This is a genomic window from Flagellimonas sp. 2504JD1-5 (assembly GCF_053618295.1).
The window spans coordinates 299,248-315,882 of record NZ_JBSIOU010000002.1; the positions used below are offsets into that span (position 1 = coordinate 299,248).

Annotated in this window: 15 protein-coding genes; 8 read left to right on the forward strand and 7 right to left on the reverse strand. The window is 39.4% G+C overall.

What is annotated here, in order from left to right:
* The first annotated feature begins 9 nt into the window (after positions 1-9).
* From ACULLG_RS10790 to ACULLG_RS10800, 3 genes are all read left to right on the forward strand, one after another.
* Positions 10-1,359: a M24 family metallopeptidase gene (locus ACULLG_RS10790; RefSeq protein ID WP_452126799.1), complete on the forward strand. Its 1,350-nt coding sequence runs from the start codon at positions 10-12 to the stop codon at positions 1,357-1,359.
* Between the two features lie 82 nt (positions 1,360-1,441).
* Positions 1,442-3,244, forward strand: coding sequence for a carboxypeptidase-like regulatory domain-containing protein (locus tag ACULLG_RS10795; RefSeq protein WP_452126800.1), 1,803 nt, complete (start codon positions 1,442-1,444; stop codon positions 3,242-3,244).
* 43 nt (positions 3,245-3,287) lie between these two features.
* Positions 3,288-5,468, forward strand: coding sequence for a TonB-dependent receptor plug domain-containing protein (locus ACULLG_RS10800; protein ID WP_452126801.1), 2,181 nt, complete (start codon positions 3,288-3,290; stop codon positions 5,466-5,468).
* Here the strand turns inward: ACULLG_RS10800 and ACULLG_RS10805 are convergent, their stop codons facing one another.
* Positions 5,469-7,097 (reverse strand): acyl-CoA carboxylase subunit beta, encoded by a 1,629-nt coding sequence (locus ACULLG_RS10805; protein WP_452126802.1) that lies wholly within the window; start codon positions 7,095-7,097, stop codon positions 5,469-5,471.
* Positions 7,098-7,162: 65 nt separating this feature from the next.
* Between ACULLG_RS10805 and ACULLG_RS10810 the strand changes: the two genes are divergently transcribed.
* The 3 genes from ACULLG_RS10810 to ettA all read left to right on the forward strand — a co-directional run bounded on the left by ACULLG_RS10810 (position 7,163) and on the right by ettA (position 10,118).
* A complete protein-coding gene (locus ACULLG_RS10810; protein WP_452126803.1) occupies positions 7,163-8,146 on the forward strand; it encodes a Gfo/Idh/MocA family protein in 984 nt (327 codons plus the stop codon).
* Between the two features lie 73 nt (positions 8,147-8,219).
* On the forward strand, positions 8,220-8,396 hold the full coding sequence (locus ACULLG_RS10815; protein WP_168796318.1) for a CAL67264 family membrane protein: 177 nt from the start codon (positions 8,220-8,222) through the stop codon (positions 8,394-8,396).
* Between the two features lie 30 nt (positions 8,397-8,426).
* Positions 8,427-10,118: an energy-dependent translational throttle protein EttA gene (gene ettA / locus ACULLG_RS10820; RefSeq protein WP_452126804.1), complete on the forward strand. Its 1,692-nt coding sequence runs from the start codon at positions 8,427-8,429 to the stop codon at positions 10,116-10,118.
* A gap of 5 nt (positions 10,119-10,123) precedes the next feature.
* On the opposite strand, the gene ACULLG_RS10825 is transcribed toward ettA, so the two are convergent.
* Positions 10,124-10,807 (reverse strand): hypothetical protein, encoded by a 684-nt coding sequence (locus ACULLG_RS10825; protein ID WP_452126805.1) that lies wholly within the window; start codon positions 10,805-10,807, stop codon positions 10,124-10,126.
* A gap of 63 nt (positions 10,808-10,870) precedes the next feature.
* Positions 10,871-11,626: an MBL fold metallo-hydrolase gene (locus ACULLG_RS10830; protein WP_452126806.1), complete on the reverse strand. Its 756-nt coding sequence runs from the start codon at positions 11,624-11,626 to the stop codon at positions 10,871-10,873.
* Between the two features lie 167 nt (positions 11,627-11,793).
* Between ACULLG_RS10830 and ACULLG_RS10835 the strand changes: the two genes are divergently transcribed.
* On the forward strand, positions 11,794-12,681 hold the full coding sequence (locus ACULLG_RS10835; RefSeq protein ID WP_452126807.1) for a hypothetical protein: 888 nt from the start codon (positions 11,794-11,796) through the stop codon (positions 12,679-12,681).
* Between the two features lie 76 nt (positions 12,682-12,757).
* Here ACULLG_RS10835 and fumC read toward each other — a convergent pair whose 3' ends face one another.
* Positions 12,758-14,155 (reverse strand): class II fumarate hydratase, encoded by a 1,398-nt coding sequence (gene fumC / locus ACULLG_RS10840; protein ID WP_452126808.1) that lies wholly within the window; start codon positions 14,153-14,155, stop codon positions 12,758-12,760.
* An 81-nt stretch (positions 14,156-14,236) separates the two neighbouring features.
* Here fumC and ACULLG_RS10845 point away from each other — a divergent pair, with 81 nt between their 5' ends.
* The gene (locus tag ACULLG_RS10845) at positions 14,237-14,470 is read left to right on the forward strand and encodes a hypothetical protein (RefSeq protein ID WP_452127989.1); all 234 of its coding nucleotides are present in this window, start codon (positions 14,237-14,239) and stop codon (positions 14,468-14,470) included.
* A gap of 28 nt (positions 14,471-14,498) precedes the next feature.
* Here the strand turns inward: ACULLG_RS10845 and ACULLG_RS10850 are convergent, their stop codons facing one another.
* The 3 genes from ACULLG_RS10850 to prfB form a co-directional block, all read right to left on the reverse strand.
* Positions 14,499-14,972, reverse strand: a complete 474-nt coding sequence (locus tag ACULLG_RS10850; protein ID WP_452126809.1) for a hypothetical protein — start codon at positions 14,970-14,972, stop codon at positions 14,499-14,501.
* Between the two features lie 103 nt (positions 14,973-15,075).
* A complete protein-coding gene (gene arsC, locus ACULLG_RS10855) occupies positions 15,076-15,417 on the reverse strand; it encodes an arsenate reductase (glutaredoxin) (protein WP_452126810.1) in 342 nt (113 codons plus the stop codon).
* Positions 15,418-15,478: 61 nt separating this feature from the next.
* Positions 15,479-16,574, reverse strand: a protein-coding gene (prfB, locus tag ACULLG_RS10860) for a peptide chain release factor 2 (RefSeq protein WP_452126811.1) whose coding sequence is annotated in 2 segments (ribosomal slippage) — positions 15,479-16,510 and positions 16,512-16,574 — 1,095 coding nt in all. Because the reading frame shifts where the segments join, the coding sequence is not laid out codon by codon here.
* Positions 16,575-16,635 lie beyond the last annotated feature (61 nt).

Sequence of the window (16,635 nt, forward strand, 5' to 3'; positions counted from 1 at the left end):
ACCGTTTTCATGATCAGAACTATACTATTTCTACTTTTCGCAATCACCTCTACAACAATATTTTCCCAACAAATCTTACCTGAAGAAGAACGGGCTAGGGTAGTGGACGAGATTTTGGAAGAACGCTTCAATACGTTGTTGCCCAATCTGATGGATCAGACAGGCATTGATATGTGGATTTTGATATCCAGAGAGTACAATGAGGACCCCGTACTCAAAACCATGTTGCCGGCCACTTGGTTGAATGCACGTCGGAGAACTATCCTTCTTTTTTATAGAAACAAGTCCACAGGAACTATCGATAAATTAGCCGTGGCCAGATATAATGTAGGCAAAAGCATTCAATCGGCTTGGGATAAGGAAAAAGAACCCAATCAATGGAAGAGGCTAATGCAACTTATTTCAGAACGAAACCCAGAAAAGATTGGATTGAATTTTTCAAAAGACCACAACATTGCCGATGGGTTGGACAAAACAGATTTCGATGAATTTATGGCCAATCTGCCTAAAAAATATCAATCCAAGGTGGTCTCCGCTGAACAGCTCGCGGTCCGTTGGATTGAAACAAGAATCGCACGTGAGATGGTTATTTATAATCAACTTGTCGACATCACGCATGACATCATTGCTGAAGCTTTTTCTGAAAAGGTGATCACTCCCGGAATTACTACCACAACAGAAGTGGAGTGGTGGATGCGCCAAAAAGTAACCGATTTGGGATTGGAAACCTGGTTTCACCCTACGGTCGATGTGCAACGCACCAGTGAAGAGTTGGTAGGTCATTTGTATTCCTTTTCAGGCAGACCCGATGATTTGGTCATTCAACCCGGGGACCTATTGCACTGTGATTTCGGGATTACCTATTTACGGTTGAATACCGATTGCCAAGAATTGGCTTATGTATTAAAACCTAACGAGGACAATGCACCTCTATTTTTGGTCAATGCATTAAAAGACGGAAATCGAGTTCAAGACTTCTTAACCGCCAATATGATTAAAGGCCGAACAGGAAATGAGATTCTGGCTAACGCATTACAAGAAGCGAAGGAAGATGGACTCCGACCAGCAATTTATACCCATCCGTTGGGAAGCTATGGCCATTCTGCTGGCACCACCATTGGTATGTGGGATTCACAAGGTGGAGTTATGAAAGACGACGGTGAGAACTATCCCTTAAACCCCAATACGGTGTATGCCATTGAGCTCAACACAACGGTGCATATTTCAGAATGGAAAAGGGACATCCGTGTGATGTTGGAAGAAGCTGGTTTTTATGGGGAGGATGGATTCAGATATGTGAATGGGCGGCAAACCGAACTCATGCTTATTCCCAGAGTGAAAAAACAATTAGGGCACTGAACATCTGATACTTACTATCGGGTTTTACTTTTTTTACAATTAAATTTTTTAATTTAAGGGGGCAATCTAAAAAGTCATTGTCATGGTTAGAAAAGTTTTGCCCTTCCTGTTTTTGTCTGGCTTTACCGCAATATTTTCACAAGTTTCTACCAAAAGAATCAGTGGTTTTATTACTGATGGTTTAAATCCTATCGAAAATGTCAGTGTCAAGATAAAGGACACTGAAAAAGGAGTCAAATCGGGAGAAAATGGAGCCTACGAAATTTATGCGGAAGAAGGCCAGACCCTTGTCTACAGTCATTTGGGAAAGCAGTCCATTGAGATCATTATAGAAGATGTCACTTCGTTTTTGAATATTACCATGTATGATGATATTGAAAACTTGGACGAGGTCGTAGTAATAAACCGCAAAAAAAGAACCCGAAAAACCCTTCTGGAGGACTATCATACCAACAAAAACCTGGTGAAAACTGCTTTTGGCATTTTAGATAAAGAAAGGTCAGGATTTTCGATGCGTGTTATAGATGGAGAACAGTTGAGTTATGCAGGACAAGATTTTATCGATGCGCTTCAATCATGGTTGCCCGGCATTCAAATATTTAGACCAACCACTTTTAGACCTGGAGGAGGATCATTGAACAGAATTGGCAGGGTACCTACTGATTTAACCATTCCCACGGTCTTTTTACCAAGAACATTGCGATCTATGTTAAATCCGGTACCCGCCACATTCGATGTTGATGGGGTAATTTACACTGAAGCACCTATATTTATTCAGGTTCAAAATATTGAGCGCATTGCCGTTCTGGAATCTTTGGGAGCATCAAATAGATATGGCAGTCTTGGTGTAGGTGGCGTTATCATCATCAACACGAAGTGGGGTAATCCAAATAGGAGGGAACCTGGCACAAACAAACCCTATGATCATGTAAAACTTAGAAATAACTTTTTCGACAAGAATAGCTTGGCCAATTGGTCTCAAATACCAATTCCGAAGTACTTGGAAAAATTGTACGCAGCGAAAACTGAACAGGAAGCACGATCAATTTATTTTGAGGAAGAAGTATCACGTCCCCAATCCGCTTATTTCTATTTAGATGCTCGCGGCTTTTTTAAAGATAACTTTGATAACAAACAACTTGTTGAAAATGTAACTAAAACTGTAGCGGAAAAATTTGGAACAGATCCCACAATTTTAAAAGCATTGGCCTATATGTTGGAAGAAGAAGGGGAATTTGATAAAGCGATGGAACTCTATAAAAAAGTTTTTATTCTGAGACCGCATTATATGCAATCTTATATGGATTTGGCCAACGCCTATCATAATTTGGGCGAGGTGGAAAATGCAGCTACGCTGTACACACGTTATAATTACCTAAAGGATAAAGCTTTCTTTTTGCCCTCGGATACTTTCGACCCTATTATCCACAAGAACTTCAGGAATCTTTTGGAACAAAACCGGTCGGCTTTGGAAAATAAATATATTTTGCAAACTGATGAACAAGACTTTAAAGGACTTCGAATGGTATTTGAATGGAATAATAGCGAAACCGAATTTGAATTGCAATTTGTAAGTCCATCCAATCAATTTTATACCACCAGTCATACCCTTCAAAAAAATGCAGAAAGAATACAGGAAGAAAAAGAAAAAGGTTTCTCTTGCGAAGAATACCTGGTCTATGGTCCCATTAATGGAAATTGGAGTGTAAATGTGAAGTACTTGGGGAATAAAAGTGCCACCCCCACCTACTTAAAAACCACCGTTTATCATGGTTTTGGCACTGAAAATCAAAAAAAGGAGGTAAAGGTATTCAGACTGGCCACCAAAAATGCGAATTTATCCCTGCTTAGGATTACCGATGGAAGTTCGAATCTTTCTGACTGAATCATTATATTTAATACCGCCTATACCAAACTTAAAAGTAGTTATGATGAGCAAACGAATTCTAACCGTAAAAAACAGCATTATAATCATTTTCACTATGGCCTTGACTTCAATTTGGGGGCAACAAGCAGAAAAAAAAGTTAATATATGCTGGGACGTTTCCCAATCCATGGATAACAGAAGTTTGGATAAAGAATTCTATTTTTTGGATGCGTACTTTAAAGATACACAAGAAGCAAATGTGACTTTGCTGACATTTAGCAATCATGTAATGTCTAAAGATGAGTTTAAGGTGAGCAAGGGCGATTGGCGGAGCATAAAGGAAAAATTGCAAACCGTAAATCATGATGGAGGCACCTTCTATGGCCCGTTGGAGGATTATGTTAGGGGAGGAGACATCTTACTATTTACTGATGGAAAACAAACTTTGGGCGCGACCACCCCCAATTTTGATGGGGACTTATATGTTATTAATGGAAAGAAAGATTTTGACAGGGCCAGTCTCAATTTATTGGCAATTGTAAATAATGGTAATCTGGTAAACCTTTCAGAGAACAAAAGTTTCAGTGGGAAATCCACAACCCAGGTCTATTCTGGAAATGTTTATAAAGGAACAACGGGTCTGCCAAATGCAGAAGTATATGTTAAAGGAAACCAGGATGATTTGTCAAAATCAGATGAGCTAGGTGCTTTTAAAATTAAGGGAACTGTTGGGGATACCTTGGTGATATCTTATGGGAAGAATATAAAAGAACACGTACTAGGTGATAATTTATCGGTTGACTTTTCCTTTAAAGATAGTGGTATTCAACTGGACGAAGTTGTTGTAACCGACGAAGCAAAAGTTGAGACTACCCAGGCAACCACAGCTTTCGGCAAAGAAAGCAAGGAAAAGCTTGGTTACGCTGTCCAATCAATAACAGATGAAGATATACCAGATATTGCAACCACAGGTAATAATGCCATACAGGGTAAGTTTTCAGGAGTAAAGTTGGGTCAAAACGATGATTTAAGCCAGATTACCATGCGTCCAAGCAATTCCATTCTTGGAAATAATTATGGTTTAATTGTTATTAATGGTATTCCTACGGAAAGGTCAAATTCTGCAACGGGTTACATTGCGGATACAAGTTTTATTGATCCGCAAAACATTGCAGAAATCACGGTGCTTAAGGGTTTGGCAGCCACCAATAGGTTCGGAAGTATGGGTGCTAACGGAGTACTGTTAATTACAACGAAGACAGCGCAGGTTGCAGGCCCTAAAGGAGAAAGAAAAGACCTGGCACGTTTAACAAACAACATTTACGACGAAAAAATTAAGGTGAGCAATAAAACGCTGGTCACCCCATACCTCAAAGAGCTGAAAAAGGGAAAGAATGTACAGGAGGCCTATACTATTTATTTGGAACAACACGGCAAATATCCAGACACTCCAGAATACTTTTTAGATGTATACGCTTTCTTTTATAGTTCCAATGCTGATTTGGCCAATCGTATATTGACCAACATTCTTGAAAAAGAACTTCCCAGCTATAATGAGCTTCGAGGGATGTACTTGAAAGCTTCCGAGTATGGAAATTACGAATTGGCCTTATCCGCAGCTGACCGTATGTTAGAAATGTTTCCCAATAAGATCCAATCGTATTTGGATGTGGCCATGGCCAATAAGAGGTCTGGAAATTACCAAGAAGCGCTGAACATGTTAAACAATATTGTAAATGGTTCTGCGAATTTAGGTTTGAATTTTGAAGGAATTGAAAAAGTTGTTGGGACAGAAATCCGGAATCTGGTCAATAAAAGGAAAAACCAACTCGATTTAAGCAAGGTTGAGCAGAAGTATACCAACAACCTTACTTATAACGCCCGCTTATTTTTGGATTGGAACAATACCGATGCGGAATTTGTTGTACAGATGGTAAATCCACAGAAACGGTTTTTTAACTGGGAACATACTGAAACTGGTGATCGTGCACGAATCTTGAATGAATTGCAGCATGGTTTTAGCAATGAACAATTTGAGATTGTTGGATCCGAGACCATTGGGGATTGGATTTTAAATGTGACATATTTAGGAAACAGGACTTCTGGAAGTAAAACACCAACTTTTCTAAAATGCACCGTGGAATATAATTTTGGTAAACCTAACCAAAAGAGTGAGGAATTTCTTGTTCGCCTCCAAGAACCCGGAGATGAACAACAGTTGGCTAAATTTACTGTGCAATAGCTATACTTGAAGCACTCCCATATTGAATTGCTTTTCAATAGGAGAATGATTGGCCGCCTCTATGCCCATAGACACCCATTTTCTGGTTTCCAGGGGATTTATAATGGCATCTGTCCAAAGACGGGCGGCTGCATAATAAGGTGATATTTGGTTATCGTAGCGTTGTTTTATTTTATCGAACAATTCCTTTTCCTTTTGCGCATCTAGTGTTTCGCCATTTTTCTCCAAAGAAGCTTTTTCAATTTGCAACAACACTTTAGCCGCAGAATTTCCACTCATTACCGCTAGTTCTGCACTAGGCCATGCGACGATTAACCTTGGATCATATGCTTTGCCACACATGGCATAATTTCCGGCTCCATAGCTGTTACCAATAACTATGGTGAATTTTGGAACCACAGAATTGCTCACTGCATTTACCATTTTAGCACCATCTTTTATGATGCCTCCATGTTCACTTTTACTCCCTACCATAAACCCGGTTACATCTTGTAGAAAAACCAAGGGAATTTTCTTTTGGTTACAATTGGCTATAAAACGGGTTGCTTTGTCAGCAGAATCCGAGTAGATGACACCCCCAAATTGCATTTCGCCTTTTTTTGTCTTTACCACCTTCCGCTGATTGGCAACGATACCTACGGCCCATCCATCGATTCGTGCGTACCCAGTAAGAATGGTTTTTCCATATCCTTCTTTATATTGATCAAACTCAGAATGGTCAACTATGCGTTTGATGATTTCCAGCATATCATATTGATCCCCGCGTGAGGCAGGTAAAATTCCATAGATGTCTTCAGGGTTTTCAACAGGTGGCTTTGATTCAATTCGATTGAACCCCGTTTTTTCAAAATCTCCTATTTTGTCTACGATCCGTTTAATTTTATCTAAAGCATCTTTATCATTCTTGGCTTTATAATCAGTTACTCCACTTATTTCGGTATGAGTGGTGGCGCCTCCCAAGGTTTCATTGTCAATGCTTTCGCCTATTGCAGCTTTCACCAAGTAACTTCCAGCCAAAAATATACTTCCAGTTTTGTCAACAATCATGGCTTCATCGCTCATAATGGGCAAATATGCTCCACCTGCAACACAACTCCCCATAACTGCAGAGATTTGGGTGATACCCATACTGCTCATTACAGCATTATTTCTAAAAATTCGGCCAAAATGTTCTTTATCAGGAAAAATCTCGTCTTGCATAGGTAAATAGACTCCGGCACTATCTACCAAATATATTATTGGGAGTTTATTTTCGATTGAAATCTCCTGGGCTCTCAGGTTTTTCTTTCCAGTAATCGGAAACCATGCACCTGCCTTGACCGTGGCATCGTTAGCGACCACCACACATTGTTTGCCTTGCACATATCCAATTTTAACCACAACTCCCGCTGAAGGGCATCCTCCGTGTTCAGCATACATACCTTCTCCTGCAAATGCTCCAATTTCAATACTGTTGGTATCGGAATCCAAAAGATAATCGATACGCTCGCGCGCCGTCATTTTTCCTTTGGCATGATGTTTTTCAATGCGCTTTTTGCCACCTCCTAATTTAACCTGGGTCAATTTTTTGCGGAGTTCAGCTAACTTTAACTTATTCTGGTCTTCATTTTTGTTGAAGTCAATATCCATAATTCGTAATGCGATTTCATCTTGTTGCTAAGATAAGGAGTTATAATCATTACTTTTGATCCAATATGAAAAGTAAAATCAGATGGGGTATCATAGGACCCGGAAACATTGCTAAAAAATTTACTTCAGATTTAAAATTGGTAGATGACGCCTCTGTGTCGGCAGTTGCTTCGCGAAAATTGGAAAGAGCCAAAAGCTTCGCCACTGAGTTTGAAATTCCCAATGTATTTGATAGTTATAAAGCCTTGTTCGCTTCAGATACGGTAGATATTGTTTATATAGCCACACCGCATAATTTTCATAAGGATTTGGCTATTCAGGCCATGGAACATGGAAAGCATGTGCTCTGCGAAAAACCATTGGGGATCAACAAATCAGAGGTTGAGGAAATTATAAATGGAGCAAGGAAAAATAAGGTTTTTATGATGGAAGGCCTTTGGTCTCGTTTCAATCCATCCATAAAAAAAATAAAGAATATTGTGGACTCTGGGGAAATTGGGGATGTTTCCTATGTGTATGCGGATTTTGCCTTCTATGGAATGGACCGGGATGAAGACTCTAGAGTATTAAATCTGGATTTGGCTTCGGGTTCTTTGCTTGATATTGGAATTTATCCCATTTTCTTAGCGTATTTAATTTTAGGAATGCCGGAAGAAATTCAGGCATCATCAAATTTTCACCCCAATGGGACAGAAATACAGACTTCCATGATATTTCAATATCCGAATGCCCAGGCTGTGCTTTATAGTGGTTTGACCAGTGATTCAAAAATGGAGGCGAAAATTTCAGGGAGTCAAGCAGAGGTGATTATTCCACCACGTTGGCACGAGGCGGATGGATATACATTGATTGGGCAAAAAGAATCACAAAAAATTGAACTGCCAAGAAAAGGAATTGGCTTCGTTCATGAAATTGTAGAAGTGCATGAGTGTTTGAATAACAATAGGTTGGAGAGCAGTTTATGGACACATCAAAACAGCATAGATTTGGTTGACCTCATGGATAGAATCAGGAAAAAAACAGGTATTCGCTTTCCTTTCGAAAGATAAAGAACAGCCTACGTCTAGGATTATTTCTTTTTTTTACGATATTTGGTTCCTACCAAACCAACAACATATGGGAATGAATAAAAATACAGTGCTCGCATGGGCTACGTGGATAATGATTTTTGTGGGATTGGGAATGATCGCCCTGGGAGCCTTTAAATATGATGAAGTGGCCGGATATGGATTTGCGGCCGTTGGAATCGGATTTTTTGCCATCGCATGGGTTTTCAATGCACTAAAGGGCCGCGTTTAATCTTCTAGTTACATAATTTAATACAACCAAATGTCAGACGATAAGAAAGTCATCTTTTCAATGTCTGGGGTCACCAAGACGTTTAAAACCGCCAACACCCCAGTTTTAAAAAACATCTACCTTAGTTTTTTCTACGGAGCGAAAATTGGAATATTGGGTCTTAATGGCTCCGGTAAATCTACCTTATTAAAAATTATTGCCGGGGTGGACAAGAACTACCAGGGCGATGTAGTTTTTTCGCCAGGATATACAGTGGGTTATCTGGAACAGGAACCTCAATTGGATGAAGAAAAGACCGTGCTCGAGGTTGTAAAGGAAGGCGTTGCAGAAACTGTTGCCATTTTGGATGAATACAACAAGATAAATGACATGTTCGGTTTGCCAGAGGTTTATGAAGATGCAGACAAGATGCAAAAGTTGATGGACAAACAAGCGGAACTTCAAGATAAAATTGATGCTTCGAATGCTTGGGAACTGGATACGAAGCTTGAAATTGCCATGGATGCGCTTCGCACACCAGAATCAGATAAAAAAATTAGGTTGCTTTCCGGAGGAGAACGAAGACGGGTAGCCCTATGTCGTTTATTACTTCAAGAACCGGATGTGCTTCTTTTGGATGAACCTACCAACCATTTGGATGCGGAATCTGTACATTGGTTGGAACACCATTTGGCACAATATAAAGGAACTGTTATTGCAGTTACTCACGACCGTTACTTCTTGGATAATGTCGCGGGCTGGATTCTGGAACTGGATAGGGGCGAAGGTATTCCTTGGAAAGGGAACTATTCTGGTTGGTTGGATCAAAAATCCAAACGATTGGCGCAAGAAAGCAAACAGGCCTCTAAACGCCAAAAAACATTGGAGCGTGAGCTCGATTGGGTAAGACAAGGAGCCAAAGGGAGGCAGACAAAACAGAAAGCGCGTTTGAAGAACTATGATAAACTCCTTAGTCAAGATCAAAAGCAATTAGAGGAAAAACTGGAAATCTATATTCCCAACGGACCACGATTGGGGACCAATGTGATTGAAGCCAAAGGTGTAAGCAAAGCTTATGGCGATAAATTGCTCTATGAAGACTTGAATTTTAATCTACCACAAGCAGGAATTGTTGGTATAATTGGTCCAAATGGAGCGGGTAAGACCACCATTTTTAGAATGATTATGGGTGAGGAGAGTCCAGATAAAGGCGAATTTACAGTGGGTGATACAGCAAAACTTGCTTATGTGGACCAGAGCCATTCCAATATTGACCCCAATAAGACCATTTGGGAAAATTTCAGCGATGGGCAGGAGTTGGTTATGATGGGAGGAAAGCAAGTAAATTCAAGAGCCTATTTAAGTAGATTCAATTTTTCTGGAAGCGAACAGAACAAAAAAGTTAACATGTTGTCAGGGGGTGAAAGAAATCGACTTCATCTAGCCATGACCCTGAAGGAGGAGGGCAATGTTTTACTTCTGGATGAGCCAACAAATGATTTGGATGTAAATACGCTGCGCGCCTTGGAGGAGGGTTTAGAGAATTTTGCAGGCTGTGCGGTTATAATTTCTCACGACCGATGGTTTTTGGATAGAATATGTACCCATATCCTCGCGTTTGAAGGAGATTCGCAGGTTTATTTCTTTGAGGGTTCATTCTCGGATTACGAAGAGAACAAAAAGAAACGCCTGGGAACCGATATAATGCCCAAGCGTATCAAATACAAGAAATTAATCAGATAAAGCGTTTAATTTTCTTTTTCAAGGGCTTTTAATCCTTCTTCCAATAATTGTTTGGCTTCTAGCAAATAAGCTTTTTGATGGGCAACCAGACTGTTAGGGTCGTCCTCTTTTCCATCAGAACCAGCATTGAACGATTTTGAAAACTGAATCAAGTGCTCTATGGCTTTCTCGGTAGATTTCAATCTGTCTTTGGCATGTTTGTCAAAAACTTTGATCATTTCCATTTCCATGGAAACTTCTTTGATATCTTCATCATCCACATAAGCCTCATTTTCAATAGTGCTTTCATCGCTGTCCTCAATAACGGTTGTGGACATACCTAAGGTACACTCATCCAAAATGGTGATCAACTCATTGATTTGTTTCATTGCTTTTTTGGAAAAGAATCTCCCAGCATCCCAATCTACAGGCTCAATGGCCTTATCCAGGGTTTCCAAGATATCAAGCGTCTTGTCTTCCGTCTTGGCACAGCCACATTCGGCCATAAAGGATTTGGATTGCTCCAAGGCTATTTTGGCCCTATCGGCATAATACATTTGATGTTCAAAATTGGTGGCACTCAGTGCCTTTTTTGAATGGCTTAGGCCATAAGTAACCTTCGCATAATAGTTGTCACATTGATTTGAAAAAGAGAGGTTGATGGCTAAAATGAATGCTAAAGCAAACAGGACATAGGTTTTAGAAGCCATGATTCGGTATTATTTTGGTTAAGCACTATGTTAACGAAAATAACAGTGTAATATTTTATTTTGTTAAAAATCATCTTGGGGATACCAATCCAATTGAACCACTTTTATTTTGGGATTTCCACTTTTTACAAGGGTTTTAAACCTTTTTACATCGCCCACCAGGGGACGTCCTCTATAATGATATGGATATACCTCCTTTGGCTTAAATTCCAACACCGCATCTGCCGCACTGTCAACTGTCATGGTGTACGGCAGATTCATACAGATAAAAGCTTTATCAATATTTTGTAAGGCCCTCATTTCTGGAATATCTTCTGTATCACCTGAAAAATAGAGACGTTTCCCACCCATATTAAGGATATAACCATTGCCTCGACCTTTGGTGTGAAATTTCAAAGCTTCTGACCTTAAATTATACATAGGAATGGCTTCGACAAGAATACCATGACGCTCTTTGGTGTCTCCATTATGCAATACATCAATTTGTGGGGTAAACTCATCAGGAATTTTATCAGCGACTGTCTGAGGGACCATGATCTTGGCTTTTTTTGTGTCCAGTTCCTGTAAAGTCTCCAAACTGAAATGATCTCCATGTACATCGGTAATCAATATCAAATCTGGCAATCTTTGATTTTCAAATGCTTTTTTTCCACCCACCGGGTCAATATAAATGGTAATATCGTTCCATTCCAAAACAGCGGTAGCATGTTCTATCGGAATTATCTTAATTGTATCTGAGGACTCGGATTGACCATTGACCTTCCCAATATATAATGTAAAAAGGGTGCATAATACTAAGGATACAGCTTTTTCTTTCATCTGCTACTATTTACCTATTCCTTTTAAAATTAAGTGTTTAAATGGATAATGAGTATTTTTTTTAACAAATTTTAAAATTCAAAAATCCAAATTAAAAACCTGAGCGTATATAAACCAAACGCGATTGATTAAACACTTTAAACTAAGGATCAATTAATTAAAAAGTTATGACTGAAACAAAAAGTAACAACGGATTAAAGGTAATAGCTGGCTTGCTTGGGGTGGTTCTTTTGGGAACTATAATTTATACGGTAAGCCTTTACCAGGATAAGAAAAAGACCACTACGGCACTTACTCAGGAAAAAGAGTTGGTTGTTGAAGATTTGAACAACCTTAAGTCTGAGTATGACAAGGCCATTTTGGAGAGCAATGCAACTAACGAAGAGTTGGTAGCTGCTAGAGATAATATTGCAAAGTACATTGATTCTGTACAGGGAATGAAAGCTGATATCGCTTCTTTGTCAAGATATAGAAGACAAGTAAGTGTTCTTAAGGCTGAAAGAGAAAAATTATTGAAGCAAGTTGATTCTTTGACTACTTCCAACACTTTGTTGGCAATGGAAAGAGATAGTACATTTGCTGAGCTGGAAGCACAAACTGTATTTAACGATTCATTGGTTGTTCAGAACACACAATTGGCCGATGCTGTTGAAAGAGGTTCTGCACTTAGCCTTTCTACTTTTACAGTTGATGCTGTTAGAGAGCGTAGCAGTGGTAAATTGGTTTCTACTTCAAGAGCTAGAGCCACTGACAAATTCAAAGTTTGTTTTACTGTTGCTGACAATGTAATTGCAGAAGCTGGTGATAGAGAATTCTTTATTGAGGTTTTAGATCCCCAAGGAAATGTATTGGGAGATAGCTTTTCAAAATCTACAGAAGAAGGAGCTTCCATTACCTACAGCAAAGGAACTAATTTCTACTATGAGAACAGTACTTTGGATGTTTGTGATTACATCAACAAACCAGCGTCAGATTTCCAAAAAGGAAACTACATGGTCAATGTTTATGACAACGGTCTAAAATTATTGGGAACTTCAAAGTTCACTTTGAAATAGCATACACTATCCATATATACAAAAAGCCCGGTTGCATTTGCACCGGGCTTTTTTTTATGCGATAATCCCTTAAATTTTACTTTAAACTACCCACCATGTCCTCGGGTTTGACCCATTCATCATATTCTTCGGCAGTTACATAACCAAGATTAATAGCCTCTTCTCTTAGTGTAGTTCCATTTTTATGTGCAGTATTGGCAATTTCCGCAGCTTTGTAATAACCAATTTTGGTATTCAATGCCGTAACTAACATTAAAGAATTGTTCAGAAGTGTTTTAATTACTTCGTGGTTGGGTTCAATGCCAACTGCGCAATTCACATCAAAGCTAACACAGGCATCTCCAATCAATTCGGCGGATTGAAGAATATTGGCTGCCATCATTGGTTTAAATACATTCAGTTCATAATGTCCCTGTGTTCCTCCAACACTTACGGCAACATCGTTCCCAATTACTTGGGCGCACACCATTGTTATGGCTTCACATTGTGTCGGATTCACTTTCCCTGGCATAATGGAACTCCCTGGTTCATTGGCTGGGATAATGATTTCACCAATGCCGGAACGTGGGCCCGAGGCCATCATTCGTATATCATTTGCAATTTTATTTAAGGAAACTGCCAATTGTTTCAAAGCACCATGACTTTCAACGATGGCATCGTGGGCAGCTAAGGCTTCAAATTTGTTCTTAGCCGTGACAAATGGAAGACCAGTAAACTCAGCAATATATTTTGCCACTAAAACGTCGTATCCCTTCGGGGTGTTCAACCCTGTTCCCACGGCTGTTCCACCTAAAGCCAATTCACCTAAATGTTCCAAAGTGTTTTTTAGCGCTTTCAAACCATGGTCTAGTTGCGAAACATATCCGGAAAATTCTTGCCCAAGGGTCAGGGGAGTGGCATCCATTAAATGGGTCCGTCCAATTTTGACCACATCTCTGAATTCCTGTGATTTTTTATCGAGCGTGTTTCTCAATTGCTCTACTCCAGGAATGGTAACTTCCACTATTTTCTTGTAAGCGGCAATATGCATTCCGGTCGGAAAGGTATCATTGGAAGACTGACTTTTATTGACATCATCGTTGGGTTGGATGGTTTTCTCACCTTCGCCAATTTTCTTGCCTGCTATTTCATGAGCTCTGTTGGCAACAACTTCGTTGACATTCATGTTACTCTGGGTTCCGGAACCTGTTTGCCATATCACCAAAGGAAATTGGGTGTCATGTTGTTTTGCAAGAATTTCATCACAGACCTGTCCTATTAAATCCCTTTTGTCTTGTGTAAGTACACCTAACTCATGATTAGCATAAGCAGCAGCTTTCTTTAGATAAGCGAAGCCATAAACCACATCCAGGGGCATGGAGGCTGGAGCACCTATTTTAAAATTGTTTCGTGACCTTTCTGTTTGTGCTCCCCAGTATTTATCGGCAGGTACTTTTACCTCGCCCATGGTGTCTTTTTCTATTCTAAAGCTCATTGTTCACATTTTTGGATATGCAAATTTAGGGGTTCAGAGAATGATATGCATAAAACATAATTACAATTGAACATTTTTTTAATGGAGATTTGTTTTTTTTATAGAAATGAAGGTATCTTTGCTAAACAAAAGGAAAAAACAATGTTCGATTTTGACCAATACTTAGGCTTTTTAGCTTTTTTGACCATCTTGACCATCGGTTTCTGGCTGATGATTTTCTTGTTGACTTTTGTAGTTCCCTATTGGTTGTTCGGCAACTTGATGGAAATGTATAAAGAAAGACGTGAGGCAAAACGCGCCAAGCGAAACGCATAAATAAAAAAGAGGCTAAAAGCCTCTTTTTTTATTCCTTTGATTTCTTCTTTTTCTTCTTCTTTTTCTTTTTTCTGGCTTTAAACTGATTTTCTTGAAGTTCTACAAAAGCCAAGTATTTATCCTCCGGCAGACCTGCCTTTAATTCCTCATCTTGTATATCCCTAATTTTCTCAAGCTCCTCTTTCATCTTGTTGGGCTCTAATTTCAAGATACTCAACTCAATTCGTTGCTGAACCGAATTTACCAAAGTGGTGCGCACAATAGCTTCTTCAAAAGGATTCAATTCCAATGCTTCCGTAATGGAAGGCATTTGCTCATCAACAATTTCTTCTGCAGTTAGGGCTTTTTCTTCCTTTGGCGGGCTTTGCGATTGTGGGATTGTGCTGGCCCGTCGCCCATATCTGTTGCCATATCGGTTTCCATAGCCATACTGTGCTATCAGCGAATCTGTAAAAAATATTCCCAATAGGACAAATAAGATGAGTGTATGTTTATTTTTCATAGTGTTTCAATTCGAAGCGCTCAAAACTGACATAATAGGCTATCAAATAGCTTGTTACCTCTAGCAAAGATGTCTAAAATCTTTTAAAAACAACGACTATTTGCTACAATAATGCATCTATGTTCTCCGCTGGCCTGCCTATTACTGCTTTTTGACCTTTAATAATAATGGGCCGCTCTATCAATTTTGGGTTTTCAACCATAGCTTCAACAATTTCGTTGTCAGATAGTGTTTTTCCCTTATAATATTCTTTCCAAACAGCTTCATTCTTTCTAACCAATTCTACAGGACTGATCCCCAAATAGGCTATTATTTCCTGAAGCTCTTCTTTCGTAGGGACGTTTTCCAAATATCGTACCACTTCAAAATTTTCTCCAGTTTTTTCCAAATATTCTAGTCCCTCTCTAGATTTTCTACATCTGGGATTGTGATAAATTTTAATCATTTCAATTATCAATTTTCAACGTACAATTATCAATGAAATTCATTGGTTTTAACCATTTACCTTATTCATCCTTTTGCCCCGTCATCATTAAAAAGGCTTTTAAAAAGGAATTGATCTCTCCATCCATGACGGCATCAACATTCCCGGTTTCTTCCGCTGTACGAACATCTTTCACTAGTTTATACGGATGCATTACGTAGTTTCTAATTTGAGATCCCCACTCAATTTTCATTTTGGAAGACTCAATCTCTGCTCTCGCCTCCTGCTTTTTACGAAGCTCAATTTCATACAGCTGTGATTTGAGCATTTTCATTGCTGTTGCCCTGTTATCATGCTGGGATCTTGAATCAGAACAGGAAATTTGGATCCCCGTAGGCTTGTGCACAAGCTGCACTTTGGTCTCTACCTTATTCACGTTTTGCCCTCCAGCTCCACTGGAACGTGCTGTTGTAATTTCAATGTCTGCGGGATTTACGTCGATTTCAATAGTATCATCAACTAGTGGATACACATATACCGAGGCAAACGAAGTGTGTCGTTTCGCATTACTGTCAAATGGAGAAATACGCACCAATCTGTGTACCCCATTTTCACCTTTTAACCACCCAAAAGCGAACTCTCCTTCAATTTGGAGTGTTACCGTCTTTATTCCCGCAACATCGCCTTCTTGATAGTTAAGTTCTTTGACTTTATAACCATTCTTCTCACTCCACATTAAATACATGCGCATCAACATCGAAGCCCAATCACAACTTTCGGTACCTCCGGCACCTGCCGTTATTTGAAGTACGGCGGTTAATTCATCACCCTCTTCCGAAAGCATGTTTTTAAACTCCAAGTTTTCTATGGCCAATTTGGAATTCTCAAAATGGGAATCCACTTCTGTTTCAGGAACTTCACCTGCTTGCAGAAACTCCAACAAAACCTCCAGGTCACCAACAAGTGATTCGGCGGCATTGAAATCTTCCACCCACTTTTTCTTGGATTTTAAAACTTGCATTTGAACCTGGGCCTTTTGGGGGTCATCCCAAAAACCGAGAGCAGCAGTTTTCTCCTCTTCGTTCTCTATTTCAATAAGTTTGGCATCAATGTCAAAGATACCTCCTTAACGCACCAAGGCGTTCTATAAGATCTTTATGTTGATCTGTGGTAACCATATAAATTATTTCAGGCAAAAATAGTGTTTCGGTATAGTCGGGCAACGAAATTTATATAATT